23 protein-coding genes are annotated in these 25,285 nt (G+C 55.3%); 21 read left to right on the forward strand and 2 right to left on the reverse strand.

The window, feature by feature from the left end; all coding sequences use genetic code 11:
- Positions 1-36 precede the first annotated feature (36 nt).
- Positions 37-429, reverse strand: coding sequence for a hypothetical protein (locus ACJJJA_RS05975; protein WP_444904012.1), 393 nt, complete (start codon positions 427-429; stop codon positions 37-39).
- A gap of 568 nt (positions 430-997) precedes the next feature.
- On the opposite strand from ACJJJA_RS05975, the gene ACJJJA_RS05980 reads away from it, so the two are divergent.
- The gene (locus tag ACJJJA_RS05980) at positions 998-3,001 is read left to right on the forward strand and encodes a hybrid sensor histidine kinase/response regulator (RefSeq protein WP_444904013.1); all 2,004 of its coding nucleotides are present in this window, start codon (positions 998-1,000) and stop codon (positions 2,999-3,001) included.
- A gap of 52 nt (positions 3,002-3,053) precedes the next feature.
- On the opposite strand, the gene ACJJJA_RS05985 is transcribed toward ACJJJA_RS05980, so the two are convergent.
- Positions 3,054-3,857, reverse strand: a complete 804-nt coding sequence (locus ACJJJA_RS05985; RefSeq protein ID WP_252084804.1) for an inositol monophosphatase family protein — start codon at positions 3,855-3,857, stop codon at positions 3,054-3,056.
- A 135-nt stretch (positions 3,858-3,992) separates the two neighbouring features.
- On the opposite strand from ACJJJA_RS05985, the gene trmJ reads away from it, so the two are divergent.
- The 20 genes from trmJ to der all read left to right on the forward strand — a co-directional run bounded on the left by trmJ (position 3,993) and on the right by der (position 25,253).
- Positions 3,993-4,784: a tRNA (cytosine(32)/uridine(32)-2'-O)-methyltransferase TrmJ gene (trmJ, locus tag ACJJJA_RS05990; protein WP_444885875.1), complete on the forward strand. Its 792-nt coding sequence runs from the start codon at positions 3,993-3,995 to the stop codon at positions 4,782-4,784.
- Between the two features lie 106 nt (positions 4,785-4,890).
- The gene (gene iscR / locus ACJJJA_RS05995; RefSeq protein ID WP_252084806.1) at positions 4,891-5,367 is read left to right on the forward strand and encodes a Fe-S cluster assembly transcriptional regulator IscR; all 477 of its coding nucleotides are present in this window, start codon (positions 4,891-4,893) and stop codon (positions 5,365-5,367) included.
- Between the two features lie 64 nt (positions 5,368-5,431).
- Complete coding sequence (locus tag ACJJJA_RS06000; RefSeq protein WP_252085971.1) at positions 5,432-6,646, forward strand: IscS subfamily cysteine desulfurase; 1,215 nt, start codon at positions 5,432-5,434, stop codon at positions 6,644-6,646.
- A 27-nt stretch (positions 6,647-6,673) separates the two neighbouring features.
- A complete protein-coding gene (gene iscU, locus ACJJJA_RS06005; protein ID WP_252084807.1) occupies positions 6,674-7,096 on the forward strand; it encodes a Fe-S cluster assembly scaffold IscU in 423 nt (140 codons plus the stop codon).
- A 51-nt stretch (positions 7,097-7,147) separates the two neighbouring features.
- Entirely contained in the window at positions 7,148-7,459 is a 312-nt protein-coding gene (gene iscA, locus ACJJJA_RS06010) for an iron-sulfur cluster assembly protein IscA (RefSeq protein WP_435583629.1), read from the forward strand.
- 122 nt (positions 7,460-7,581) lie between these two features.
- Complete coding sequence (gene hscB, locus ACJJJA_RS06015) at positions 7,582-8,109, forward strand: Fe-S protein assembly co-chaperone HscB (RefSeq protein WP_444891111.1); 528 nt, start codon at positions 7,582-7,584, stop codon at positions 8,107-8,109.
- Between the two features lie 81 nt (positions 8,110-8,190).
- Positions 8,191-10,062: a Fe-S protein assembly chaperone HscA gene (hscA, locus tag ACJJJA_RS06020; protein ID WP_444904014.1), complete on the forward strand. Its 1,872-nt coding sequence runs from the start codon at positions 8,191-8,193 to the stop codon at positions 10,060-10,062.
- 77 nt (positions 10,063-10,139) lie between these two features.
- Positions 10,140-10,478: an ISC system 2Fe-2S type ferredoxin gene (gene fdx, locus ACJJJA_RS06025; RefSeq protein ID WP_152451921.1), complete on the forward strand. Its 339-nt coding sequence runs from the start codon at positions 10,140-10,142 to the stop codon at positions 10,476-10,478.
- A gap of 29 nt (positions 10,479-10,507) precedes the next feature.
- Positions 10,508-10,702 carry a Fe-S cluster assembly protein IscX gene (iscX, locus tag ACJJJA_RS06030; RefSeq protein WP_444885872.1) on the forward strand — a complete coding sequence of 65 codons (195 nt, stop codon included), beginning with the start codon at positions 10,508-10,510 and terminating at the stop codon, positions 10,700-10,702.
- A gap of 198 nt (positions 10,703-10,900) precedes the next feature.
- Positions 10,901-11,329, forward strand: coding sequence for a nucleoside-diphosphate kinase (ndk, locus tag ACJJJA_RS06035; RefSeq protein WP_108731991.1), 429 nt, complete (start codon positions 10,901-10,903; stop codon positions 11,327-11,329).
- Positions 11,330-11,392: 63 nt separating this feature from the next.
- Positions 11,393-12,511, forward strand: a complete 1,119-nt coding sequence (gene rlmN / locus ACJJJA_RS06040) for a dual-specificity RNA methyltransferase RlmN (RefSeq protein ID WP_444904015.1) — start codon at positions 11,393-11,395, stop codon at positions 12,509-12,511.
- Positions 12,512-12,722: 211 nt separating this feature from the next.
- Positions 12,723-14,678, forward strand: a complete 1,956-nt coding sequence (locus tag ACJJJA_RS06045; protein ID WP_444904016.1) for a cytochrome-c peroxidase — start codon at positions 12,723-12,725, stop codon at positions 14,676-14,678.
- A gap of 516 nt (positions 14,679-15,194) precedes the next feature.
- Positions 15,195-17,147: a cytochrome-c peroxidase gene (locus tag ACJJJA_RS06050; RefSeq protein ID WP_444904017.1), complete on the forward strand. Its 1,953-nt coding sequence runs from the start codon at positions 15,195-15,197 to the stop codon at positions 17,145-17,147.
- Positions 17,148-17,505: 358 nt separating this feature from the next.
- Positions 17,506-18,285, forward strand: coding sequence for a type IV pilus biogenesis/stability protein PilW (pilW, locus tag ACJJJA_RS06055; protein ID WP_444888201.1), 780 nt, complete (start codon positions 17,506-17,508; stop codon positions 18,283-18,285).
- Positions 18,275-19,243 (forward strand): RodZ domain-containing protein, encoded by a 969-nt coding sequence (locus ACJJJA_RS06060; RefSeq protein ID WP_444904018.1) that lies wholly within the window; start codon positions 18,275-18,277, stop codon positions 19,241-19,243. Before pilW ends, ACJJJA_RS06060 begins: the two co-directional genes overlap by 11 nt.
- Before the next feature lie 100 nt (positions 19,244-19,343).
- Entirely contained in the window at positions 19,344-20,456 is a 1,113-nt protein-coding gene (ispG, locus tag ACJJJA_RS06065; RefSeq protein ID WP_444888203.1) for a flavodoxin-dependent (E)-4-hydroxy-3-methylbut-2-enyl-diphosphate synthase, read from the forward strand.
- A 63-nt stretch (positions 20,457-20,519) separates the two neighbouring features.
- Positions 20,520-21,782: a histidine--tRNA ligase gene (gene hisS / locus ACJJJA_RS06070; RefSeq protein ID WP_444904019.1), complete on the forward strand. Its 1,263-nt coding sequence runs from the start codon at positions 20,520-20,522 to the stop codon at positions 21,780-21,782.
- A gap of 69 nt (positions 21,783-21,851) precedes the next feature.
- Entirely contained in the window at positions 21,852-22,556 is a 705-nt protein-coding gene (locus ACJJJA_RS06075; protein WP_444888205.1) for a YfgM family protein, read from the forward strand.
- A complete protein-coding gene (gene bamB, locus ACJJJA_RS06080) occupies positions 22,556-23,719 on the forward strand; it encodes an outer membrane protein assembly factor BamB (protein ID WP_444904020.1) in 1,164 nt (387 codons plus the stop codon). The genes ACJJJA_RS06075 and bamB overlap by 1 nt, the downstream gene beginning before the upstream one ends.
- Positions 23,720-23,858: 139 nt before the next feature.
- Positions 23,859-25,253 (forward strand): ribosome biogenesis GTPase Der, encoded by a 1,395-nt coding sequence (gene der, locus ACJJJA_RS06085; RefSeq protein ID WP_252084821.1) that lies wholly within the window; start codon positions 23,859-23,861, stop codon positions 25,251-25,253.
- Positions 25,254-25,285: the final 32 nt, after the last annotated feature.

Genomic DNA, 25,285 nt, shown 5'->3' on the forward strand with positions numbered 1-25,285 from the left:
GTTATTTGGCGGTGTATTTCTGGGGATAATTTCCAATTACCAATACGACGCTACACAGAGAATATAGATAATTATTTTGAGGAGGCGCAGTGGGCTTTTTACCGTCATCCATACTGCCAAGTGCTGCCCAGCCAGCTGAGACCCTTTCGCGGGAAAGGCGTGATGGGAGTTGTGATAGCCCTCGCCAAAAGCAAAAGCATGGATAACAGAGTTGTCCTGGGCCGCAATATCGCCCTGAATTTTCTTTTGCTCCAGCGGTGCCCCCAATGAGTTGAAAGCGAATACGGCATGGTGATTGTGTACCATACGCAAAGCACCTGCCAGAAAAAGCATGGCGGCAATATCTCCGGTAATCAGACCGAGGATTAGGCCGAAAGCAAAGTTCATACTGGCGGCGATCAGCAGAGAGTGGCGGTGTTGTCCCATCACAATGTTGTCCCACTGAAGGCCTTTGGCATTGATGTAGTTTTTTCTACCTAAGGGATGTTTTTGGATCATCCAATCATGTGGCGCACAGAATTCCTCAGAGGCATTTGCATCAGACCTCTACTGGTTGCTGCCCTTGGCAGGTTGCGCCTCTTTTTGGTGCGATATTTAGGTTTTTTGGCACTTGTTGGTTCATATTGCTTGGTCGCCAGGAAAAAAAAGAGATCGGCCACCGCAAAATCCTACGAGAAGTTGGCATACCGATTGCAGTATTAGAAGCGTACGGGACGCATGACCCGTACTTCGGGGAGTTTGCATGGGGTTATGGCAAACCGTTTCCAATGAGGAACTCCCCGTTTTCTCTCATCATCGCTGATTATGGCCCCGCTTTGCGGGGCCTTTTTTATTCTTTTATCCCTCTTTCCAAGCGCTCCCGCTCGAAAAAAATTTTATTTTTGTGACTCTGTGTGGAATTCTGATTGGCACTAATGCTTGGTAAATAGACGCCCTTTTCGCGCCTAGGTATAAATGCCCCTTTTTTTGCCAGCAATGCCAACGAATCGAGTTAAGCGTGTCCGAATTTCAGAACCCCGTTCCGCCCCATCTCCCTTTCCTGCTGGCAACTCCAGAGGAGTTGCACTCTCTGGATGTTCTGGAGCTCACACACCAAACCGGTCGCCTGCAGGGGCTGATGATGGATGTGGATTGCGGCCTGTGGGAGTGGCACCTAAATAGTGGCGCCCAGCGCGCTCAGGGGGATATCTGGCATTTGTTTGCCGATAGTGCTGATCGCGCCCTTCAGGGTCTGTGGTCTGGCGCCGAGTTGCATCCGGTGCATTCTGATGAGCGTCACCGCATTTTTGCGTTACGCAAAAGGATCGCCAGCGAGGGTGGCTACTTCGACATCGCTTTTCGCGCCTACGACATCTCCGGACAAATGCGCTGGCTGCGCTTTTGTGGCCGGGCTACCACCAGTGCCGATGGCAGCGAGGTGATCGCGATTGGCACTTGTGCCGATTATAGCGAGGCACTTTCGCAGCGCTATCTGACCAATCTACCCAGTGAGCGGCCACTGCAGGCGTTGTCCGGGGTGGGAGATGGTTTGTGGGAATGGGATTTACGCGCCGATGAAATGGTACTCGATGACGCCTGTTGGGGGATTCTTGGCTACGAGGTGAGCCCGATTCGCAGTATTGGGCGCTCTGCTGCGGAGCAATGGAAAGCGCGTATTCTCACCGAGGATATAGCCAGGGTGGAACAATCCATGTTGGACCATGTGCGCGACCGGCTGCCCCTGGATGTGGAATTCCGCCTGTGGCGCTCCGATGGCAGCTTGGTTTGGGTTCGCTGTCGCGGCAAGGCCCAACTGGACAGCCGCGGTCAACCGGTGCGGGTGTTCGGGGTTTTGCAGGATGTTAGCGCTGGACGTGAGAGCCAGGCGCGGCTGGAACGGGAGTTGCACCAGCAGCGCGAGGAAAATGCCCATCGAGCCGATCTTTTATTCAGCCTGAGCCACGAGCTGCGGACCCCTCTCAACGCCATTTTGGGGTACAGCCAAATGGTGGAGTTGGATCAGAGCTTGAACTCCGACCAACGCCAGCGGCTGGGGGAGATTCGCCGAGCGGGCCAACACCTATTGCACCTGGTGGGGGATGTACTGGAGCTCGCCCGTATCGACAGTCGGCGGCTCGGCCCCTCAATGGAGTCGGTGCGCCCGGTGGAATTAGTGGCCGAGTGTAAGCGCCTGCTGGAACCTCTGGCGGAGACCCGCCGGGTCAGTCTGGTCTACGAGCCTCTCGGCTGGGAATCCGCCTATATCTGCGCTGATCCGGTACGTTACAAGCAAGTGGTTTTGAACCTCGCCGGCAATGCAGTGAAATACAACCGGGATAACGGCAGGGTCATTATTAATTTTACTCCCCAGGCAGAGGGTTGGCTGCGCCTGAGCATTCTCGATACCGGTAAGGGCATTTCGCCGGATCGGCGCAGCGAGGTGTTCGAGCCCTTTAATCGTTTGGGGGAGGAAAAGGGCCATATTGAGGGGACCGGCGTGGGTCTGGCAATTGCCAAGCGACTCACTGAGGCTATGGGTGGACGAATCGACTTTGATAGTCAGGAGGGGCAGGGCTCAGTTTTCTGGATCGAATTCCCTATGATTGATGCGCCCGATGCTCTTATGAGCTTTTCCGCTCATCCACAGGAGCCTCCGCAGTTGCCGGAGGGGCGCGTTTTACTTGTGGATAACCGCCCTGCTGCGGCCGACCAGCTAAAGGAAATGCTGAAGGAGAGTCCCCAGGTTCAGTGCCTGATTGCCACCGATGTGGTGGAGGCAATTTTTATCGCGCGAACGCAGCGCCCCGATGTACTGTTGTTTCACAGTGAGGTGCCGGGCATGTCCGCTGCGGACCTAATCTCTATTTTGCAGGAGGATATCGCCACCAGAGCCATGCGCTTTGTACTGGTTGGTAAAAAACCCAGTGGGGAGAACTATCCGGCACTGCCGGCAGAGTTTGACTTTATGCAGTTGTCGCGTGTGCTGGCGGAAACCCTTGGGCGGGCCGGTCGGTCAGTTTAGCGGCACCGTAACAGCTGGCCCGGCAGTCGCCGGGCCAGTGAGCGAATAAAGCTTAGCGCACGGAGCCCAGGTGCTTACCGACGATCTGCACCAGCGGCTTGAAGACTTTGGGGGTGGCACAGACCAGATTGCCGGATTCCAGGTAGTCCTCTCCACCGCGGAAGTCGCTGATTAAACCGCCGGCCTCTTTGACCAGTAGCGAGCCTGCAGCAATATCCCAGGTATTCAGATACATCTCCCAGAAACCGTCGAAGCGCCCGGCCGCTACATAGGCCAGGTCCAGTGCGGCGGCGCCGGGGCGGCGGATGCCGGCGGTCTGCCCGGCGATCTCTTTCAAAGCGCCCAGGTAGGGGTCGATGTTTTCCAGAGCGGGGCCATTGAAGGGTAGGCCGGTGCCAATTAGAGCGCCGCGCAGGCCCTGGCGGGGGGAAACGCGGATGCGACGGCCGTTAAGGGCCGCGCCGCGACCGCGGCTCGCGGTGAATTCTTCGCGCTTAATCGGGTCGAGTACCACCGCGTGCTCAATGCGGCCGCGGTAGCGGCAGGCGATAGATACCGCAAACTGGGGTACGCCGTGGATAAAGTTGGTGGTGCCATCGAGAGGGTCGATAATCCACTCGTAGTCGGGCTCGGCGCCTTCGATCAGGCCGCTCTCTTCAGCGCGGATGCTGTGCTTGGGGTAGGCTTTGCGCAGGTGATAAATAATCTCCTGTTCGCTGGCCTTGTCCACTTCGGTGACGAAATCGTTGCGCGCCTTCTCCTCGAATTTCATCAGGTCGCCGCGCTCCCAGGCCCGTTCGATCAATTCTCCGGCCTTGCGCGCCGCGCGCAGGGCAATATTTAGCATGGGTTCCATAACTATTCCGCACTAAGTGGTTGAAGTGGTTAAAAAGCAGACCGCGGGTTAACCGCAGCGGACGCGATTGTATGGATTCCCGCTCCTTTTTGCTACACTCGCGCGCCCCCATGACACCGAATTATTACTTTCAGTATGGCCAAGTCCCCATTAGACACGACTCCGCTCAGTGCGCTCGACAATGTGCGTGTGGTTCTGGTTAACAGTGCCCACCCAGGAAATATTGGCGGCGCGGCGCGCGCCCTGAAGAATATGGGCCTGAGCCAGCTCTATCTGGTTGCACCGCGGGAATTCCCTGCGGCCAATGCCGTGTGGCGCGCCGCCGGTGCGGCGGAGCTGCTCGACAGTGCAGTAGTAGTGGACACTCTGGAAGAGGCGGTGGCAGATTGCGGCCTGGTGGTGGCTACCAGTGCCCGCGAGCGACGTATTCCCTGGCCTCTGCTGACACCACGCCAGTGCGGTGAGCGCGCAGTGGCCGAGGCCTCCAGCCACCCGGTGGCGCTGGTGTTTGGTCGCGAAGACCGCGGCCTGACCAATGAAGAGCTTCAGGCGTGCAATTACCATGTGCATATTCCGGCCAACCCCGAGTACAGCTCTCTAAACCTGGCGACCGCCGTACAGGTGCTTTCTTATGAGGTGCGTATGGCGGCGCTGGAAGCAGAGAAAGGCGAGCCTGTGAGTTATGCAGACTGGGATCGCCCACCGTCCAAAGCCAGCGATATGGAGCTCTATTTTGAGCACCTCCAGCAAGCTTTAGGTGAACTGGGCTTTATCGATCCGGATAACCCTCGCCAGACTATGACCCGACTGCGCAGGCTGTACAGCCGTGTGCGCCCGGATGATATGGAGCTGGGTATCCTGCGCGGCATGCTCACCTCCATCCAGAACTATATTCACCGCTCTGGTGGCAAGGGGCGCCCAGACTAGTTGAGTACCCGAGTACTTTGCTTGGTTATATACTTGACTAAGGTGCTGGGTTATTTCATACTCGCGCCCCGATCGGAAAAGGGCTGTTCATCAGTTGGGAGCTGGTATGCGTTTAACAACCAAAGGCCGCTATGCGGTAACCGCCATGCTGGATCTGGCGTTGCATGCAGAGCGTGGGCCGATCAGCTTGGCAGATATTTCCAAACGGCAGGGTATCTCCCTGTCCTATCTGGAACAGTTATTTTCCCGCCTGCGGCAATCCGGACTGGTGTCCAGTGTGCGCGGCCCCGGCGGTGGTTATCGTCTAGCCCGCGATGGCGAAGAGATTTTTGTGGCTCAGATCATTGATGCAGTCAATGAATCGGTGGATGCCACCAGCTGTGGCGGCAACGCCGATTGCGCCAATGGCGAACAGTGTCTGACCCATTACCTCTGGTCAGACCTGAGTGATCAGATTCACGGTTTCCTGAGCGGAATCAGCCTGGCCAACTTGGTGTCTCGCGCCGAGGTACAGGAAGTGGCACGCCGCCAGGATATGCGCGAAGCGCCGGAAGAGCGGGTCGCCGTACTCGGCGGCTTGTAAATATCGGTCACAACTGTGGCCAAAGCGGAATATTTGAGAATTATTGAGCGGAAACGGTATGACTATGAAGCTTCCCATCTACCTGGATTATTCAGCTACCTGTCCGGTTGACCCGCGTGTCGCTGCAAAGATGGCAGAGCAGCTGACGATGGAAGGCAACTTCGGTAACCCGGCTTCACGGTCTCACCTGTACGGCTGGAAAGCCGAAGAGGCGGTGGAAAATGCCCGTCGTCAGGTGGCTGAGCTGATTAATGCTGACCCCCGCGAGATCGTCTGGACCAGTGGTGCCACCGAGTCCGATAACCTGGCGATCAAAGGTGCGGCGCACTTCTATCAGGGCCGCGGCAAGCACATCATCACTTCCAAGATTGAGCACAAGGCAGTACTAGACACCTGTCGTCAGCTGGAGCGTGAAGGCTTCGAAGTAACCTATCTGAACCCCCGTGAAGACGGCATCGTTACTCCGCAACAGGTTGAGGAAGCGCTGCGTGAGGACACCATTCTGGTGAGCCTGATGCACGTGAATAACGAAATCGGTGTAATTAACGATATCGCCGCGATCGGTGAGCTGTGTCGCTCGCGCAAAATTATTTTCCATGTGGACGCGGCGCAAAGCGCAGGCAAACTGCCTATCGACCTGCAGGAGATGAAGGTCGATCTGATGTCCTTCTCCGCCCACAAAATCTACGGCCCCAAAGGTATCGGCGCCCTATATGTACGCCGCAAACCCCGCGTCCGTCTGGAAGCGCAGATACACGGTGGCGGCCACGAGCGCGGTATGCGTTCCGGCACCCTGCCGACTCACCAGATTGTCGGTATGGGTGAAGCCTTCCGCATCGCCAAAGAGGAAATGGTGCAAGAGGGCGAGCGTCTGGTTTCCCTGCGCAACCGCTTCTGGGATCAGATCAAAGATATGGAAGAAGTCCATATCAATGGTTCCGCCGAACAGCGTGTACCGGGCAACTTGAACGTGAGCTTTGCCTTTGTAGAGGGCGAGAGCCTGATTATGTCCCTGCGCGACCTGGCAATTTCCTCCGGTTCCGCCTGTACCTCCGCCAGTCTCGAGCCCAGCTACGTGTTGCGTGCCCTGGGAGTAAACGATGAGCTGGCGCACAGCTCCCTGCGTTTCAGCTTCGGCCGTTTCACCAGCGAGCAGGACGTGGACACCGCCGCGGCCGCCGTGCGCAAGGCAGTGGAGAAACTGCGTGAATTGTCGCCGCTTTGGGATATGTACAAAGACGGTGTGGACCTGAACAAGATTGAATGGGCCGCTCACTAAGCGCGCACAAGAGTTAGGAGAAAAGTCATGGCCTATAGCGATAAAGTAATTGACCACTACGAACACCCCCGCAATGTCGGGCGCATGGACGACAAGGCGGACAATGTAGGCACCGGTATGGTGGGTGCGCCCGCTTGTGGTGATGTGATGCGCTTGCAGATCCAGGTGAACGACGCGGGTGTGATTGAAGACGCCAAGTTCAAAACCTACGGTTGCGGTTCCGCTATCGCCTCCAGCTCCCTGCTCACCGAGTGGGTGAAGGGTAAGACGATCGATGAGGCGGAGCAGATCAAAAATACCGCTATCGCCGAGGAACTGGCGCTGCCACCGGTGAAAATTCACTGTTCCGTGCTGGCCGAAGATGCAATCAAGGCCGCTGTACGCAACATCCGTGAAAAGCGCGGTGAGTCTGCCGAAGCCGCTGACGCGCCGGAATCCGCCGCAGGTTAACCACCGGGCCCAGGGCCCAATAGCAGTGAAGGTATTGTTTTGGCTATTACTATGACCGAGGCCGCTGAGGCTCATATCAAGAGTCAGCTGGCCAAGCGCGGTAAGGGAATCGGCATTCGTGTGGGTGTTAAGACCGCCGGGTGTTCAGGCCTTGCCTATGTACTGGAATTTGTCGATTCGGCAGAGGCCGAAGACGTGGTATTCGAGCAGGATGGAGTAAAGCTGATCGTAGACCCCAAGAGTCTGGTTTACCTAGACGGTACCCAGCTCGATTTCGTTAAAGAAGGGCTCAACGAAGGCTTCACCTTCACCAACCCCAACGTCAAAAACGAGTGTGGCTGCGGCGAGAGTTTCCACGTCTGAGCGTGGCCCGCTTCAGCGAGGCCGGATGCACTGCGCATGCCGGCCTTTTTATTGGCCCGGCAGTTGCCGGGTGCGGCGCCGCCGCCCAGTTTTTAAGGCCCAGTGCCGGCAGGTGAACTGAGATGGCAACCAACCTGACCCATTTTGAAATATTCGGGCTTGACCCCGCCTTTGAACTCGATCGCAGTGCTCTGTCCGCACGCTATCGGGAATTGCAGCGGGAATTCCACCCGGATAAATACGCTTCCAAATCCGAGCGCGAACAGTTGCTCGCTATTCAAATGGCTGCGCAGATCAATGAAGCCCACACGGTACTTCGCGATCCGGTGCAACGCGCTGCTTACCTGCTCAAGTTGGCTGGGGTGGAAGTGCCACCTGAGCAGACTACTGCCGATACAGAGTTCCTGATGCAGCAGATGCTGCTGCGCGAGCGCCTGGAGGAAGTGCGCGAGCAAGCAAATCCCACTGTTGCCCTGGAGGAACTCGCCGAAGAGGTGGATGACCTCTACCGCGGTGCGCAGCGGCAATTTGCTGGGGCCTATGCCGCGGGCAAGTTCAGCGAAGCAGAAGACGCCCTGCGCAAGCAGCAATTCCTGGTCAAGCTGCAGTCGCAAGTGGAAGAGCTGGAAGCTGATCTGTTCGGCGATTAAACAAGCGCTACCAGAAAATAAACCGGGATCAGGCACAGGCGGTGCCAACGCGAACAATCCCGCTGATAGAAGAGATAAGTAATGGCTTTACTGCAGATTTCCGAGCCGGGACAGAGTCCCGACCCCCATCAGCGCAAATACGCGGTGGGCATCGACTTGGGCACCACCAACTCACTGGTGGCCACGGTGCGCAGCGGCTCGGCAGAGGCCATTGCGGCAGAGGATGGCAGTGTCATCCTGCCCTCGGCGGTGCACTACAGCCGCGACGGTATTACCGTTGGTAGCGAGGCGCGTCTGCGTGCTGCTGCTGATCCCTACAACACCATGCTGTCGATCAAGCGCTTGATGGGCCGTGGGGTCGCCGATGTAAAAAGCCTGGGCGAGCAGCTGCCCTATCATTTTTCCGATACCGATGGCGGCATGCCCACTATTGAAACTGCCGCCGGCCCGGTCAACCCGGTGCAGGTGTCTGCGGAAATCCTTAAGAAGCTGGCCCAGCGTGGCCGCGATGCACTCTACGGCAAAGTGGATGGCGAGCTCGACGGCGCAGTGATTACCGTGCCGGCCTATTTTGATGATGCCCAGCGCCAGGCGACCAAGGACGCGGCCAAGCTGGCCGGCCTGAAGGTGCTGCGCCTGCTCAATGAGCCGACTGCCGCGGCGGTAGCCTATGGCCTTGATCGGGGGGAAGAGGGCGTGATCGCTGTCTATGACCTGGGCGGCGGCACCTTTGATATTTCAATCCTGCGACTGTCCCGCGGTGTTTTTGAGGTAATGGCCACCGGTGGTGATACCGCCTTGGGTGGCGATGACTTTGACCGCATTATTGCGGCCTGGATTGCCGAGCAGGCGGGTTTGGGCACCGATCTGGATGCGTCGACTCAGCGGTTGTTACTGGATAGTGCCTGCGCTGCTAAGGAGTCCCTGAGTGGTGCCGAGCAGGTAGAAATACACCATGGGGACTGGCGGGGCGTGCTCGATCGGGCGACCATGGCCTCGTTGCTGGATCCCATGATCGACAAGACCCTGCGCGCCTGTAAACGCGCCCTGCGCGATGCCGATATCGGTGTGGATGAAGTGCAGGAAGTGGTTCTGGTGGGTGGTTCCACTCGGACTTTGCGGGTGCGTGAGCGGGTCGAAGACTATTTTGGCCGTGCGCCCCATGCGGAAATCGACCCGGATCAAGTGGTAGCCATTGGCGCCGCCCTGCAGGCCGATGTGTTGGTGGGCAATAAATCCGACGACGACCTGCTGCTGCTGGATGTAATCCCGTTGTCTCTGGGTATTGAGACCATGGGTGGACTCACCGAGAAGTTGATTGCGCGCAATACCACCATTCCGGTGTCTAAAGCTCAGGAATTCACCACTTTCAAAGATGGTCAGACCGCCATGGCGATTCATGTGGTGCAGGGTGAGCGAGAGCTGGTTAGCGACTGCCGCTCGCTGGCACGTTTCGAATTGCGCGGAATTCCTCCAATGGTGGCGGGTGCCGCTCATATTCGCGTGACCTTCCAGGTGGATGCGGATGGCTTGCTATCGGTGACTGCCATGGAGAAGAGCAGTGGTGTTAGTGCAGATATCGTAGTGAAGCCTTCCTACGGCCTGGAGGATAAGGACATAGCGCGCATGCTGCAGGAATCCTATACCCACGCCGCCGAGGATATTGCCCTGCGTGCTTTGCGCGAGGCGCAGGTTGAGGCGGAGCGGACTTTAGAGAGCTTGCTGATGGCCCTGCGTGAAAACGGTGCCGAGCTGCTGGAAGAGCATGAGCTGAGTGAGTTGGAGCATGCAATGGAAGCTCTGCGCTTGGCCCATAACGGGGGCGATGCCGATGAGATTCGTCAGCGTATGGAGACCCTTAACCAGCTGTCAGAGCCCTTTGCGGCCAAACGTATGGATGCTTCTATCAAGCGCGCCATGCGCGGCCACAGCCTGGATGAATTTGATAAATAAGCGGTGGGCGCCTAGCCCGCACAACTTGCGGCCGGGGCTTGCCCCCGTCGGATTGAGACCATAGAGAGTCAGTACCCATGCCGAAGATAGTATTTTTACCCCACCCAGAAATGTGCCCTGAAGGTAAAGTGGTGGAAGCGGAGAGCGGTGTCAGTGTAATCGATGCGGCACTGGCCAACGATATCGAGATCGAGCACGCCTGCGAGAAGGCCTGTGCCTGTACTACCTGCCATGTGATTGTGCGCGAAGGCTTCTACTCCCTGGAGGAGCCCGATGAGCTGGAAGAAGACCTGCTGGACAAGGCTTGGGGCTTGGAGCCCGAGTCGCGCCTGTCTTGTCAGGCGATCGTTGAAGATGAAGATCTGGTGGTGGAAATTCCCAAATACACCATCAACCAGGTATCGGAAAAGCACTGAGTGCCGCGGGTAGTGAGGAAGCCAAAACAATGAAGTGGACCGATATTCACGATATCGCTATTGAGCTCTGCGAAGCCCATGAAGATGTGGACCCGCTCACCGTCAATTTTGTCGACTTGCGCAACTGGGTGATGGCGTTACCTGAGTTTGATGACGAGCCGGGCCGTTGTGGTGAAAAGATTCTGGAGGCTATTCAGGCCGCCTGGATTGAGGAACGCGAGTAGTCAGAATGGGTTTAAGGGGGTATTGGTATTGGAGTACAAAAGTCGATCAATACCCCGTATAATCCGCCGGCCGCGAAATGCGGTGATCAAAAATTGAGTACCCCCGGTGGGTATGAAAGGAATACTAGGGAAGAGCAACTGTGTAGGTTGCTCTTTCTATATGTAAGTTAAGTTACAAAAATCAATTTGGAGATAACCATGGCCCTGGAGCGTACCCTTTCCATCATCAAGCCGGACGCAGTAGCCAAGAATGTAATCGGTGAAATCGAGAGCCGTTTTGAGAAAGCTGGCCTGAGCATCGTTGCCATGAAAATGGTTCAACTGTCCCGTGAAAAGGCTGAAGGTTTCTACGCTGAGCACAAAGAGCGTCCTTTCTTCAAAGACCTGGTTGACTTCATGACTTCCGGTCCGGTTGTTGTACAGGTTCTGGAAGGCGAGAACGCTATCCTGGCAAACCGCGATCTGATGGGCGCTACCAACCCGAAAGAAGCGGCTGCTGGCACCATCCGCGCTGACTTCGCTGACAGCATCGACGCCAACGCTGTACACGGTTCCGACTCCGCAGAGTCCGCTGCCCGCGAAGTAAGCTACTTCTTCGCCGACGACGAAATCTGCGCGCGCGCTTAATTGGCGCCACAAATCGCACCGGTCTGTCCGGACCGGTGCAATTCTTCCCCCGAGGTGAAATGAATGACCACAGAGAAAACCAACCTGCTCGGCCTTTCAGTAGAAAAGCTGGCCGCCTTTTTTGAATCATTGGGCGAGAAGCGCTTCCGCGCAGTTCAGGTTTTAAAGTGGATTCACCAGAATGGGGTTGATGATTTTGCTGAGATGACCAATGTCAGCAAGGCCCTGCGTCAAAAGCTGGTGGAAGTGGCCGAAGTCCGTGCCCCGGAAGTATTGAATCAGTGGGATTCTGCCGACGGCACACGCAAGTGGCTAATTAAAGTCTCCGGTGGCAATGCTATCGAGACGGTTTATATCCCCGATGGTGATCGCGGCACTCTGTGTGTCTCCTCGCAGGTGGGCTGTTCCCTGGATTGCAGTTTCTGTGCAACTGGCAAGCAGGGCTTTAACCGCGATTTAACCGCGGCAGAAATTATCGGGCAGGTGTGGATCGCCTGTAAGTCTTTCGGCCAGCTGGACCCGAAAGGACCGCGCAAAGTCACCAACGTGGTGATGATGGGCATGGGTGAGCCATTGCTCAATTTCGACAATGTGGTCGATTCCATGAATCTGATGATGGAAGACAATGCCTACGGTATTTCCAAGCGCCGCGTCACCCTGTCAACTTCCGGTGTCGTGCCCGCACTGGACCGCCTAGCCGATGTGACCGATGTGAGCCTGGCGATTTCCCTGCACGCGCCCAACGACGAATTACGTAACGAGTTGGTGCCGATCAATAAGAAATACCCCATTGCTGTGTTGTTGGATTCCGCTAAGCGCTATATCGAGCGTATGCCGGATACGCACCGTAAAATGACCATTGAATACACGCTGATGCGCGAGGTTAACGACCGCCCGGAGCACGCTGAGCAATTGGCGGAGCTGCTGAAAGAGATTCCGGTGAAAATTAACCTGATTCCCTTTAACCCGTTTGAGCTGTCCGACTATCAGCGAGTGAGCAATAACGCACTGCGTCGCTTCCAGCAGATACTGCTTGATAAGGGTTATACGGTTACCGTGCGCACTACCCGCGGCGACGATATCGATGCAGCCTGTGGCCAGCTGGCCGGCAGTGTTAACGACCGCACCCGCCGCTCCGAGCGCTACCGCAACGCCGAACGCCCCGTCCGTATAGTCGGCTGATCACTCAATCCAGCCTGGATGATTTGCATAGCCACTTGCTAGCTTAGATCCGGGCTTGTCCTATCATTTCTGTAGGCCTTAGGGTCGTAATTCCTTTAAAGCCTCTCCATTTTTTTCTGATCTCCCTTTTATTGGTGTCAACCAAATCCCAGGATACTGCGTTAACAGTCCAAAACTTTACGAAAGTGGATGGAAAGGACTGTTAAATTTTATGCGTACTGAAAAAGTGGATTTTAAGGTGTCTGCCAATGTCCTATTGCGATATTTATTTTTAATACTCTGTATATCCTTGGCAGCTTGCAGTTCAGGATCATCTGGAGGTGATGATGATACTTCGACACCGAATACTGTAGAGGGTGATTCAGACTCAGACTCAGACTCAGACTCAGACTCAGACTCAGACTCAGACTCAGACTCAGACTCAGACCCAGAGCCCGATCCGCAATCAGAGCCGGGTAGTGGGCCCGGTAAATTGATTGGCCATGCCTTTTCCGGGACCAGCATCGGCCTTGCTTGGGAGCGGGATGGTGAGACCTATTTTGTTTATCGCAATGGTGAAAGAGTCGCGCAAACCAGTAATAACTTTTTTGTCGATAAAAACCTCACGGTAGCGACTGAGTACAGCTACTTGCTAAATACGGTCGATACTGCCAGCGCCTCTGAGGCCGATCAGATTGTTGTTAAGACATTGGTAAATGACACGAATACTGGGCTAAATAACGGCACAGAAGACGATGTCTTAAACGAGCGTATATCCACTTTTGCCGAGTGTAAAAATGTCGCCAGCGCCCTGGATTTACTCGAGGAAGATCTTGATAACTGCCTGGCAGCAATGCTTGAGCTCAATCGCATGGCCTCTCTTGTTGAGGATATACGTGCTTTTGCCGCGCGTGTTCGCAGCGAGCAGGAACCAGCCATGGTCGAGCTGGGTATGCGCCTGTTCCACAATAAATCCCTGAGTGCCAATCAAGATGCTTCCTGCTCCTCTTGTCACCACCCGGCGATTGGCTGTGGTGGGGATGATCTATCAATGCCGGTTGGCATTAATGCGGTAGATAGTACGTTGCTAGGGCCGGGGCGCTCTGACGGTATTAATGAAGTGCCGATAGTGCCGAGGAATTCACCAGCGACCTGCAACACTTCGCTCTGGTCTCGTGGCCTGTTTTGGGACAACCGGGTTTCATTGACTCCTAATGGTGTGTTGCGCACAGATTCAACGGACGTTACCCGAAATACTTCCTCCGCGGTAGGTTCTGGTTCCCTGGCGCTACTGATGGCACAGGCACACTTCCCTGTTACAGCACCACCTGAGATGGGGGATATCGTCGACTTTGGCTACGATGATTCTGTCGACGAAAACTTTACTGCATACCGCGAAGATATATTGGCGGCGAATCTGGATATCGAAGCTTGGGGGCCGCTATTTACATCCGCTTTTGGTGATCCTGAGATTAACTTTAGCCGTATTGCCCAGGCTATTGCAGCTTATGAGGCGGTGCAGATATTTATAGATAATTCATTTTTTGCCTATGTTGAGGGCAATTTACAAGCGCTTAGCGCCGAAGAGAAGCGTGGTGCTATCACGTTCATGTCAAGAGACTCTGGCTGTACTTTCTGCCATAAGGGGGCCTTCTTTACTTCCGAAGCGCTGATGGCTGCCAGCTATCCGCAGATTGGAATTGGTACTGACGAGAGTGGCAGTGGAGCCGATTTGGGTGGTGAGGGGTCTTTGGGTTTTGAGGCATTCCGAGCCCCAACTCTGTTAAATGTGGCGATTACTGGCCCCTGGGGACATAGCGGGCAGTTTGGCAGCTTGCGTAGAAATGTCGAGCATTACAGGGATCAGGGTGTCTCAATTGCCAGTTACTTTGCCAATAATGAAATGTGTGATCTTGAACAGTTTAAAGATTTACAGGATTGCCCCAGTAAAGTAGCGCCTAATGGTTTGGTTTTGTCTCAGGATATTCTTGCAGGGAATGATGGTGGTGGTGTCAACCGCCTGACTGATGATGAGATCGACCTTGTTGTCATTTTTCTGGGCACTCTCACTGACCCAGCCGCTGCCGATAGTAGCTCTAATGAGATTCAATTTTTGATTCCTCCCAGAGACGGTGGTCCGGATGGCAAACAGCTGGATGCTAGAAACCGGAATGGGGAGAGTTTGTAATTCTCTGTTTACCTTGTTTTATAGCCAAGTGAATAGCTAGAAAAAAGTCAAAAGTATAGAGGGTATAGTTTTTATACCCTCATACTTATCTTTGCGATTTGTGAAATTAATTTTTTAGGCTGGGTCGCAGTATGGGCAAACTTAGCTTGTAGCCTTCTCAATACCGTTTTCTCTATTTCTTTAAACCCAGAGACAATTCACAGTATCCAATATCACTGTTCCAGCATCAGTGCTTTGCGACTCTCTCAACAGAATTTGCCAAGTAAAAGCTTTAGGGTCACTACCTCGGTATCCCATGAAATTGACAAAAAAGTTCGGTTTCATGAAAAGTATTGTGAGGGCAGGCAACTCTTTCTGCTCCCCAAAAAACTACCTTTAAAAATGTTGGATAGTTCCAAAATATTAGCTTTTGGTGCCGTGTAGGGCACTAGTAGCTCCATTGCCTGTCCAGTGCTGTTCAAAACGATTTTTCAGTGGCGGAGTCGAGCTGTATTTATGAAAACCCAGAGCAATAATTTGCCGATATCATGCGCAGCACTGTTGCGATTAGTGCTACTGCCGCTTGTTCTGTTGGCAGTGGGCTGCAGCTCCGGTTCATCCGGTGGCGATGACAGCTCTGGCTCGGAAACGGTGGAAGCTGACACTGACACTGACACTGACACTGACGCTGGGGGAAATACCGATACAAACTCCGGTGGTGATGATACGGTCAATGGCGGTGACACAGATAATGACGATGATGCAGGCAATGGCACAGAGACCGGGCAAGGCAGTGCGCCGAAGGCCTTGATCGCCAATGCTTTTTCAGGAACGAGTATCGGCCTTTCCTGGCAGCGCGATGGGGCAACCTATGCTATCTATCGTGGCGGAGAAAAAATTGCCGAGACAGATAATCATTTTTATGTTGACCAGGGCCTTTCGATAAATACCGAGTACAGCTACTCAGTGACCAGTGGCGATGTGAACAGCGAGAGTGAAACGGCCCGGGTCAATGCGAAAACACTAATCAATAATACGAATGGCGGCCTTAACAATGGTGCGGTTGCGGTACCGGTCCTCGAGCGCCTTGTGAACATTAGTGAATGTAAAAATGTTCGCAGTGCATTGAATTTATTAGATGAAGATCTGGATACCTGCCTGGCGGCCATGCTGGAATCGAACAACATGGCTGGGCATCTGGAAGATATGCGCGCTTTTGCTGCCAGGGTGCGAAGTGAACAAGACCCTGCCATGGTCGAGCTGGGTATGCGCCTGTTCTACAGTCAATCCCTCAGTGCCAATGGCGATGTAGCCTGTGCCTCCTGTCACCACGCTGCTATCGGCTGTGGCGGTGACAATCTCTCTATGCCCGTGGGTGTGAATCCATTAGATCCTGCATTGGTTGGCCCAGGCCGCTCTGACGGTATCAATGAGGTACCCATAGTACCCAGAAACGCTCAGCCGATATGTAATGTGGCATTGTGGAGTAGTGGGCTCTTTTGGGATAACCGGGTGGCACTTACCGATCGCGGTATCCGCACCGACTCACGGGATGTCAGCTTCAATACCGAAGCGGCGGTGGGTACTGGCACCCTGGCCCTGATGATGGCGCAGGCGCATTTTCCCGTAACCAATCCTGCGGAAATGGGTGATGTTACTCAATTTGGTTACGATGCGAGTAGTGATAGCGGCACCACCGATTACCGCGAAGATATAGTGGCGGCCAATCTGGGACGGGAATCCTGGAGTGGGTTATTTAACGCAGCTTTTGGTGACGACGAGATTACTTTCAGCCGTATTACACAGGCTATAGCCGCTTTTGAAGCGGTGCAGCTCTTTATCGACAACCCTTTCTTCGACTATGTAGATGGCGACTTGAATGCGCTCGATAATGATGAGAAGCGCGGTGCCATTACTTTTATGTCAGGGAATTCCGGCTGTACTAATTGCCATGCGGGTGCATTTTTTACTACTGAAGGGCCACGGCCTGCGAATTATCCACAAATTGGTATAGGTACCGATGAGAATGGTAGTGGCGCGGATCTGGGGGCGAACGGTGCTGGTGCCTTCCGTCCCCCAACATTACTGAATGTCGCGCTCACTGGCCCTTGGGGGCACAGTGGTCAATTTGAGACGCTACGCAGAAATGTCGAACACTATCGCGACCGTGCGGCATCGGTTAACCAGTATTACACCAACAACGAAATGTGCGATTTGTCACAATTTTCTGGGTTAACAGATTGTGCCAGTAAGGTGGCGCCCAATGGCCTTGCGCTCTCCCAGGCAATCCTTGCGACCACTGGTGGTGATGCCGGTAATAATCTCAGCGATGCCGAGATCGACCTGGTCGTACGTTTTCTTGAGACCCTGACCGACCCGGATGCGGCCAACACCTCTTCAAATTCCGTTCGCGCCCTGATCCCTCCCCGCGACGGGGGTCCTGATGGCAAACAGCTGGATGCGAGGGATAGCTCCGGTAAGGAACTCTAGTGGTGGTTTTATTACCGGTACTAACGAAATTTTCTGACTTTTGTGCAGGTTCCGCACTGCCCCGATTTTATTTTGTTATCAGCGAGAGATATCGCCGAGTCAATTGGAATTAATTAGGGGTACACAGCTGAAACTCACGGTGCTTTGCGGCACTATATGAGTCGGGAGGCAGGATCTGCGTCCGGGTCCAGTATCGGAAGAGGCATTGCAGACAGGTTATCTTGGGGACTGCTCTGCCATCACAGTGGGCACACCACTATTTTTTTACTTTGCCCCCGCCCTGGTGCTTGATCGATAGTGATTAATCACTGCGATCCCGCTTGATGGATAGATGAAAAATAAATGTACAGGTGATGTCGTGTCTGCAAATTCTTTTGGCCTGCGGTTCTTAGGCCTGATTCTCACTGTGTTACTGGGGGGGTGTGTAACCACTGGTTTGCCAGAGCGCCAGGAGGTCAATCTGGAGAAGGCTTTGGAAACCCATGTTCAACTGGGTATTCGCTATCTGCAGAGTGGAGAGAACCGCGAGCTGGCTCGCCGCCACTTCAACAAGGCGCTGGAGCTGGGCAAGAAGAATCCTATGGCCCACCATGGCCTGGCTCTGCTGTATCAGGCCGATGGCGAATTGAAGGTGGCCGAGTCCCATTTCAAAAAGGCCCTGCGCTACAGCGACAATTTCTCCATGGCGCGCACAAACTATGGTGTGTTCCTTTACCAGCAGGAGCGCTATGAGGATGCTTTAGAGCAATTTCGTCACGCCTCCAATGACCTGACTTACAACCGCCGTTTCTTTGCCTTGGTTAACTATGGCCGTACTGCCAATCGCCTGGGCTTAGCAGATGAAGCAGAACGGGCCTACACGCGTGCGCTCGCTCTCAACAGCAATCTGCCGGTAGCGCTACTGGAGTTGGCGGAGCTTAAATATGAGGCCGGCGACTATTCTGCGGCCAAACAGTACCTTGATCGTTACAGTGAGAATAAACGCCAGACACCCCAATCCCTATGGTTGGGGATACGTATCGAAAAGGTGTTTGGCAACCGCGACAAGGAGCTGAGTTATGCTCTTGCGCTAAAAAATCTGTACCCGTACTCTGCGGAAACACTGAAATATCAGGAGTTGAGTGGTAATGACGGATAGTAACTCCGTGCACCGCGACAGCGGCCAAATCGAATCCAGTACACAGGCTTCTCCCGGTGCGCTACTGCACTCTGCGCGCGAGGCGGCCGGGCTGTCTCGCGAGGAGCTGTCCCGACGCTTGTGTATTATCGACAATACGGTGGAGTGGTTAGAAGAAGACCTTTACGAGCGCCAGCCGGAAGCGGTTTATGCGCGGGGTTATATTCGCAATATTTGCCGGGAGCTGAGCATTGACTCCGCTCCTGTGCTTACCGCCTACGATGCCGCACGTCCAAAACAGCCGGTGCGCAAAGAATCGCGACGTATCGAGATGAAAGCCGACGCCCTGCGCCCGGCGCGCAAACACGGCTATGGTCTGTTGGCTCTCCTGCCATTTGTGGTGGCGGGCGCTGTATTTTGGTGGCTCTATGTTGGCCCGGTAAATATTCCCGGTCTGCAGAACTCAGTAGAGCAAAATGCAGCCCCAGCCGAAACTGCTGAGCTATCCGTTGCTGAGCCATCCGTAAATATCAATGAAATAGCATTGGCGGAGCCTGGTTCAACCCAGTTGCAGGTTGCTGAGGCACCGGCGCAACAACTAGAGCCCGCCGTGGAAGCAGTCGCGGAGGAGGCTCAAACTCCCGAACATAATGCGCTTACTGAACCTCAGATCCGCGTGCAAGCTGAAGACACTACCGCCCAGCTACCCGCAACCGTTGCGCAGCTGGATGAACAGTTGCAAGGAGCGCTGCGTCTCAGTTTCGACGAGGATTCCTGGGTTGAAGTAAAGGATGCCGAGGGTGTTGTACTGCTCGCCGGTGTTCAGCAAGCCGGCAGTTCCAAGAACCTGGATGGGCGCGCGCCCTTCGAAGTGATGCTCGGTAATGCCCGTGCAACCAAGGTGGTTTACCGCGAGCAGACGATTGAAAGCGACCCCATTGGCAATCGCCGCACCCGCCGCCTGATTGTGGGCAATTAAAGGATCTCCGCCGTTTGGGCGCGAACTCTGTAGGTTTGCGCCCAATCTCTCTATAATCTCCCCCTCGAATTTTTAGCAGCAATACTGCCAGGTCAGCCCTATGCAATTTGAATCTCCCATTGTCCGCCGCAAGTCGCGCCAGATCATGGTGGGTAATGTACCGGTCGGTGGCGATGCGCCGATCTCGGTGCAGAGCATGACCAATACCGAAACCTGTGATGTGGCCGCCACTGTGGGCCAGATCCAGCGTCTGGAAAATGCCGGTGCGGATATCGTGCGGGTCTCAGTGCCCAGCATGGAGGCCGCTGAGGCTTTCGGGGAAATTAAAAAGCAGGTGAATGTTCCGCTGGTGGCGGATATTCACTTCGACTATCGCATTGCTCTGCGAGTGGCCGACCTGGGGGTGGATTGCCTGCGCATCAACCCCGGTAATATTGGCCGTGAGAAGCGTATTCGTGCGGTGGTGGACAAGGCCCGCGATCTGAATATCCCGATTCGTATCGGTGTAAACGCAGGCTCTCTGGAAAAAGACCTGCAAAAAAAATACGGTGAGCCCACGCCAGATGCACTGGTGGAGTCCGCACTGCGCCATGTTGAGATTCTTGATAGCCTGAATTTTCAGGACTTCAAGGTGAGCGTGAAAGCCTCGGACATCTTTATGGCTACCGCTGCCTATCGCAAACTGGCCCAGCAAATTGAGCAGCCCTTGCACCTGGGTATTACAGAAGCCGGCGGCCTGCGAGCCGGTACGGTGAAATCCGCAATTGGCCTCGGCGCCCTGTTGCTCGACGGTATTGGCGATACCCTGCGGGTATCCCTGGCGGCAGACCCGGTGGAAGAGGTGAAAGTAGGTTGGGATCTTCTGAAGAGCTTGCGACTGCGCAGTAAGGGGATCAATTTTATCGCTTGCCCCAGCTGCTCACGCCAGAACTTCGATGTGGTAAAAACCATGAACGAGCTGGAGACGCGCCTTGAAGATGTCACCACGCCGTTGGATGTGGCGGTGATCGGCTGTATCGTCAATGGCCCGGGCGAAGCGAAGGAAGCGGATATTGGCCTCACCGGCGGTACACCGAGCCACGCGATTTATGTGGACGGCCAGCCAGACCGCAAATTCAAAAATGAGAATCTAGTGGATGATTTGGAACGCCTAATTCGCGAAAAGGCCTCTGCCAAGGCCGAGCGCGAGGCAGATATCATCGCCAAAGCGTAGCGGGCACGTCTATTGCACTGCCCTATTCGTTGATTTAAGTAATTAGAAATTTAAGGAACAGCGTTGAAACAACTTCGCGCAATTCGCGGCATGAACGACCTGCTGCCGGAACAGTCCCCGGTTTGGCAATATGTGGAAGCCACCCTCAGTGAACTCTTTGCCCGCTACGGCTACAGTGAAATCCGTACGCCGACTCTGGAGGCAACCCAGCTGTTCAGCCGCGCCGTGGGCGAGGCTACCGATATTGTCGAAAAGGAAATGTACACCTTCGAGGACAAGAGCGGAGACAGCGTTACCCTGCGCCCAGAGGGCACCGCAGGCACCGTGCGCGCAGCGATCCAAAACAACCTGCTGATTCAGCCCCAGCGCCTGTGGTATTTCGGCCCCATGTTCCGCTATGAGCGCCCACAGAAAGGCCGTCTGCGCCAGTTCCACCAGTTTGGAGTGGAAGTGTTCGGCATCGAAGGGCCGGATATCGACGCGGAAATGCTGATTATGACCGCGCGGCTGTGGCGTCAGCTGGGTATCGGTGAACACGTCACCCTGCAGTTGAACTCCCTGGGCAATTCCGACAGCCGCGCAGCCTATCGCGAGGCCCTGGTGGCCTACCTAAGCGAGCGCCGCGAGCAGCTGGACGAGGACAGCCAGCGCCGCCTGGAGCGCAATCCCTTGCGTATTCTCGACAGTAAAAATACGCAAACCCAGGAACTGCTCGTCGAGGCGCCCTGTCTATTGGATTTCCTCGATGAGGAATCTGCCGCCCACTTTGCCCAGTTGCGCGAGCTACTGGATGCAGCAGGGGTGAAATACGAGATCAACCCCAAACTGGTGCGCGGTCTCGATTACTACGGTAAAACCGTTTTTGAATGGGTGACCGACAGTCTCGGTGCCCAGGGCACTGTCTGTGCCGGCGGCCGCTACGATGGTTTGGTAGAACAGATGGGTGGGAAGCCCACTCCAGCAGTTGGCTTTGGCCTGGGTGCCGAGCGCCTGGTATTGATGTTGGAAACCCTTGAAGTACTACCGGAGAGTCTGGCGCAGCAAGTAGATGCCTACCTGGTGGCGGTGGGTGATGTACAATCAGCCGCCTTGGCTGCCGCCGAACAATTACGCGACGGGCTACCATGGTTGCGTCTACAGGCGCACTGCGGAGGTGGGAGCTTTAAGAGCCAAATGAAGAAAGCGGATAAAAGCGGTGCCGATTACGCACTGATTATCGGCGAGGATGAGGCTGCAAATGGTCAGATTACAGTGAAATATCTGCGCTCTGAGCAACAGCAGCAGACTCTCGCGCTCACGGAACTTGCGGCATTGCTGCAGGGCTGATTCAAATACTCAGGGTGGCGGTGGCCCCCGCCAGGATAGTTAGAAACCACAGGAAAGGCGATTTACCCAATGTCTGAGCATCTTACCGAACAAGAACAAATAGAAACGCTGAAGCGCTGGTGGGCGGAAAACGGCAGGGGCATTCTTACCGGCATAGTCCTGGCTCTGGCCGGCTACTTTGGTTATCAATGGTGGCAAGGTGACCAGCGCTCCAAGGCTGAGGCGGCCTCGGACCTTTACCAAGGTTTTATCCAGGCGGTATCCGCTAATGACAACCAGCCAGACAACAAGCAGCTGACTACTGCGAAGTCACTTGCCGAGCAGCTGAAAAACGAGTACGGCAGCCGTATCTACGCTAGTCAGGCCTCTCTGCGCCTGGCCGCAATTGCTGTGGAAAAGAATGACCTGGAAGTCGCGCAGACTCACTTGCAGTGGGTGCTCGACAACACCAAAGAAGATGCCATGAAGCTGCTGGCCAAGCGCCGCCTGGCCACGGTGATTGCCGCGCGCGGCAAACCAGATGAAGCTTTGAAGCTGATTGAGGGCAGTGTGCCCCCGGCCTTTGCCGCCCTCTATTCTGAGACGCGCGGTGATATTCTCCGACAGAAAGGCGATGACGCCGGCGCGCGCAGCGCCTACGAACAGGCTTTGACCGAGCTGTTACCAGAGCAAGCGGGCAGTACCCAGCTGCTACAACTCAAAGTTGAGAGCCTAGCAGTGGCCTCTGGCGAAGAGCAGAAACCAAGTGAACCAGCACCTGAGGGAGGCGAATAATGGGATTTCTCAATCGCGCTGTGGGGCGCACCGCAGCGGTTGCCCTAGCGGTAGCTCTGGGTGCCTGCGCCTCCAACGAGAGTAAGGAGGATGTCGAGCCGGTAGACCTGGTCGATTTCGCGCCTAGTGTTCAGCTGCGCGAAGTCTGGTCGGCGGATGTGGGCAGCATCGACGAGAAGCGTTATGCGATGCTGCAGCCGGGTCTGGCTGACGGTAAACTGATTGCCGCCAGCAGCGACGGTGAAGTGACCGCTTTTGATCGCAGCAGCGGTAGGCCCCAGTGGGAAACCGATCTGGATATTGAATTGAGCGGTGGTGTCGGTGTTGGATTGGGTATCGCTGTAGTTGTTGACTACCGCGGCCGTGCGGTGGCCCTGGACTTGCGAAATGGCGCTCAACTATGGACCTATCAGGTCTCTGGTGAAGTGGTCTCCGCTCCGGCAATAGGATCCAGTGTTGTGGTCCTGCAAACCGTTGACGGTAAGTTGGTGGGCCTGGATGCCAGCAGCGGAGAAAAGTTGTGGAGCCAAACCACCACCTTGCCGGTACTGACTCTCCGCGGCACCGCGGCCCCCGTGATTAGCGGCGGTCTGGTAATTGCCGGTCTCGATAATGGCAAATTGGTTGCCCTGGACGCCCGCGACGGCATAACTCGCTGGGAACAGCGCGTTGCCATTCCGCAGGGTTCTGCTGAATTGGAGCGGGTTGTGGATATCGACGGGTCGCCGGTAGTGCGCGGTGATCTGGTGTTTGCCGCCAGCTACCAGGGTCGTGTTGTCGCTTTATCCAAGGAAAACGGTCGTGGCCTTTGGGCGCGTGATGCCTCTACCAACCACTCAGTGGCTGTTGGTGGAGGGCATGTGTACCTGAGCGGCGCCTCGGGCAGTGTATACGCTTACAATGTGGGCGCTGGCCAGATCGCCTGGAGTAACAATGAATTACTGCGCCGCGAACTGAGTGGCCCGGCTTATTTCCAGGATGTTGTGATTGTCGGCGACTTGGAAGGTTACCTGCATGTGCTTGACCCCAGTTCCGGTCAGTTTATCGGCCGCGAAGAGGTGGATAACGATTCGATTCGTATCCCCATGCTGGTGGATGGCGACCTGTTGTTTGTCCTGTCTGATGACGGCAAGTTGGTAGCCCTGACCCTCGCTCGGAGCTAAGCGCGCAATATTGCTGTGGCGGACAGGCAGTCCGCTTTTGGGCACCAGCCCGCAAAAGGAGCCTGCTTCGCAGGTGAATTGAAATCGCCCGCCTTGTGCGGGCGTTTGTATTTATTTATTAGGCTAAAGCCAGAATTCTATGCTGCCAGTTATCGCCCTGGTCGGGCGCCCCAACGTGGGCAAATCCACACTGTTTAATCGTCTAACCAAGAGCCGTGACGCCTTGGTGGCTAATTACGCCGGTCTTACTCGCGACCGCAAATATGGCGAGGCCGAAATCGATGGACGCAAAGTACTTCTCGTAGATACCGGCGGTATCACCGGCGGGGAAGAGGGCATTGATGCGGCCATGGCGCAGCAGTCTATGCAGGCTATCGAAGAAGCGGATATCGTGCTGTTCCTGGTGGATAGTCGCGATGGCCTGACCCCGGCGGACGAAATGATCGCAGACCGGCTGCGCACTCGCTCCAAGCCGACCTTCCTGGTTGCCAACAAGGTCGATGGTGTCAACCCGGATATCGCCCTGGCGCCCTTCTATGAGCTGGGTATCGGTGAACTCTTTCCCACCACTGCCACCCACGGTCGTGGTGTGCGCAGCCTGATGCAGCGCGTGGTTGAGGATCTTCCTGAGGTGGCGGCTGAAGAGGAGCCGGAAGAGGCCACCGGAATCAAGATTGCCATTGTTGGGCGCCCCAACGTGGGTAAATCTACCCTGGTCAACCGCCTGCTCGGCGAGGACCGCGTAGTGGTATACGACCAGCCTGGCACCACGCGCGACAGCGTCTATATCAATTATGAGCGGGATGAGAAGCCCTATACCTTGATCGATACTGCCGGTATTCGCCGACGCAAGAACATTAAGGAATCGGTGGAGAAGTTCTCTATCGTCAAAACCCTGCAGGCCGTGGAAGACGCCAATGTGGTGGTGCTGGTGATTGATGCTCGCGAGGGCCTGGTGGACCAGGATATGCACCTGATGGGCAGCGTGATTCAGGCCGGGCGAGCCTTGGTGGTGGCTCTGAACAAGTGGGATGGCCTGGAGGCAGATCATCGCGACTACGTGAAAACGGAGCTGGAGCGCCGCCTGCGTTTTGTCGAGTTTGCCGACGTGCACTTTATTTCCGCCCTGCACGGTACTGGCGTCGGCCATTTGTACGAGTCTATCGAGGCCGCCTATCAGAGTGCGACAGATAAGCTCTCCACCAACCACCTCACGCGTATTCTGCAATGGGCAGTAAGTGAGCACCAACCACCGCTTGTGCACGGCCACCGTATCAAACTGCGTTACGCCCATGCGGGCGGCCAGAACCCGCCGGTGATCGTTATTCACGGTAATCAGACCGAACAGGTGCCTGCGCACTATGTACGTTATCTGGAAAAGACGTTCCGCAAGGCCTTGGAGCTACACGGGACACCGGTGAAAATCGAATTCCGTACCGGTGACAACCCCTACGCCGGTAAGAAAAATAAACTGAGTGATCGCCAGAAGGCCAAGAAACGCCGCCTCATGAAGTTTGTGAAAAAGAAAAAATAAAGTTCCACACGCCTACAAGCCAGAGTGTCGCC

It is taken from the genome of Microbulbifer mixtoriginis (SeqCode), from assembly GCF_052466865.1.

Bases quoted from the DNA above. Each gene is read 5' to 3' on its own strand.
- trmJ (WP_444885875.1), top strand. From the start codon at position 3,993: ATGGCCAAGTCCCCATTAGACACGACTCCGCTCAGTGCGCTCGACAAT.
- iscX (WP_444885872.1), top strand. From the start codon at position 10,508: ATGAAGTGGACCGATATTCACGATATCGCTATTGAGCTCTGCGAAGCC.
- iscU (WP_252084807.1), top strand. From the start codon at position 6,674: ATGGCCTATAGCGATAAAGTAATTGACCACTACGAACACCCCCGCAAT.
- fdx (WP_152451921.1), top strand. From the start codon at position 10,140: ATGCCGAAGATAGTATTTTTACCCCACCCAGAAATGTGCCCTGAAGGT.
- ACJJJA_RS06000 (WP_252085971.1), top strand. From the start codon at position 5,432: ATGAAGCTTCCCATCTACCTGGATTATTCAGCTACCTGTCCGGTTGAC.
- hscB (WP_444891111.1), top strand. From the start codon at position 7,582: ATGGCAACCAACCTGACCCATTTTGAAATATTCGGGCTTGACCCCGCC.
- der (WP_252084821.1), top strand. From the start codon at position 23,859: ATGCTGCCAGTTATCGCCCTGGTCGGGCGCCCCAACGTGGGCAAATCC.
- iscA (WP_435583629.1), top strand. From the start codon at position 7,148: ATGACCGAGGCCGCTGAGGCTCATATCAAGAGTCAGCTGGCCAAGCGC.
- ACJJJA_RS06060 (WP_444904018.1), top strand. From the start codon at position 18,275: ATGACGGATAGTAACTCCGTGCACCGCGACAGCGGCCAAATCGAATCC.
- hscA (WP_444904014.1), top strand. From the start codon at position 8,191: ATGGCTTTACTGCAGATTTCCGAGCCGGGACAGAGTCCCGACCCCCAT.
- ispG (WP_444888203.1), top strand. From the start codon at position 19,344: ATGCAATTTGAATCTCCCATTGTCCGCCGCAAGTCGCGCCAGATCATG.
- bamB (WP_444904020.1), top strand. From the start codon at position 22,556: ATGGGATTTCTCAATCGCGCTGTGGGGCGCACCGCAGCGGTTGCCCTA.
- ndk (WP_108731991.1), top strand. From the start codon at position 10,901: ATGGCCCTGGAGCGTACCCTTTCCATCATCAAGCCGGACGCAGTAGCC.
- rlmN (WP_444904015.1), top strand. From the start codon at position 11,393: ATGACCACAGAGAAAACCAACCTGCTCGGCCTTTCAGTAGAAAAGCTG.
- iscR (WP_252084806.1), top strand. From the start codon at position 4,891: ATGCGTTTAACAACCAAAGGCCGCTATGCGGTAACCGCCATGCTGGAT.
- ACJJJA_RS06075 (WP_444888205.1), top strand. From the start codon at position 21,852: ATGTCTGAGCATCTTACCGAACAAGAACAAATAGAAACGCTGAAGCGC.
- ACJJJA_RS06045 (WP_444904016.1), top strand. From the start codon at position 12,723: ATGCGTACTGAAAAAGTGGATTTTAAGGTGTCTGCCAATGTCCTATTG.
- ACJJJA_RS05985 (WP_252084804.1), bottom strand. From the start codon at position 3,857: ATGGAACCCATGCTAAATATTGCCCTGCGCGCGGCGCGCAAGGCCGGA.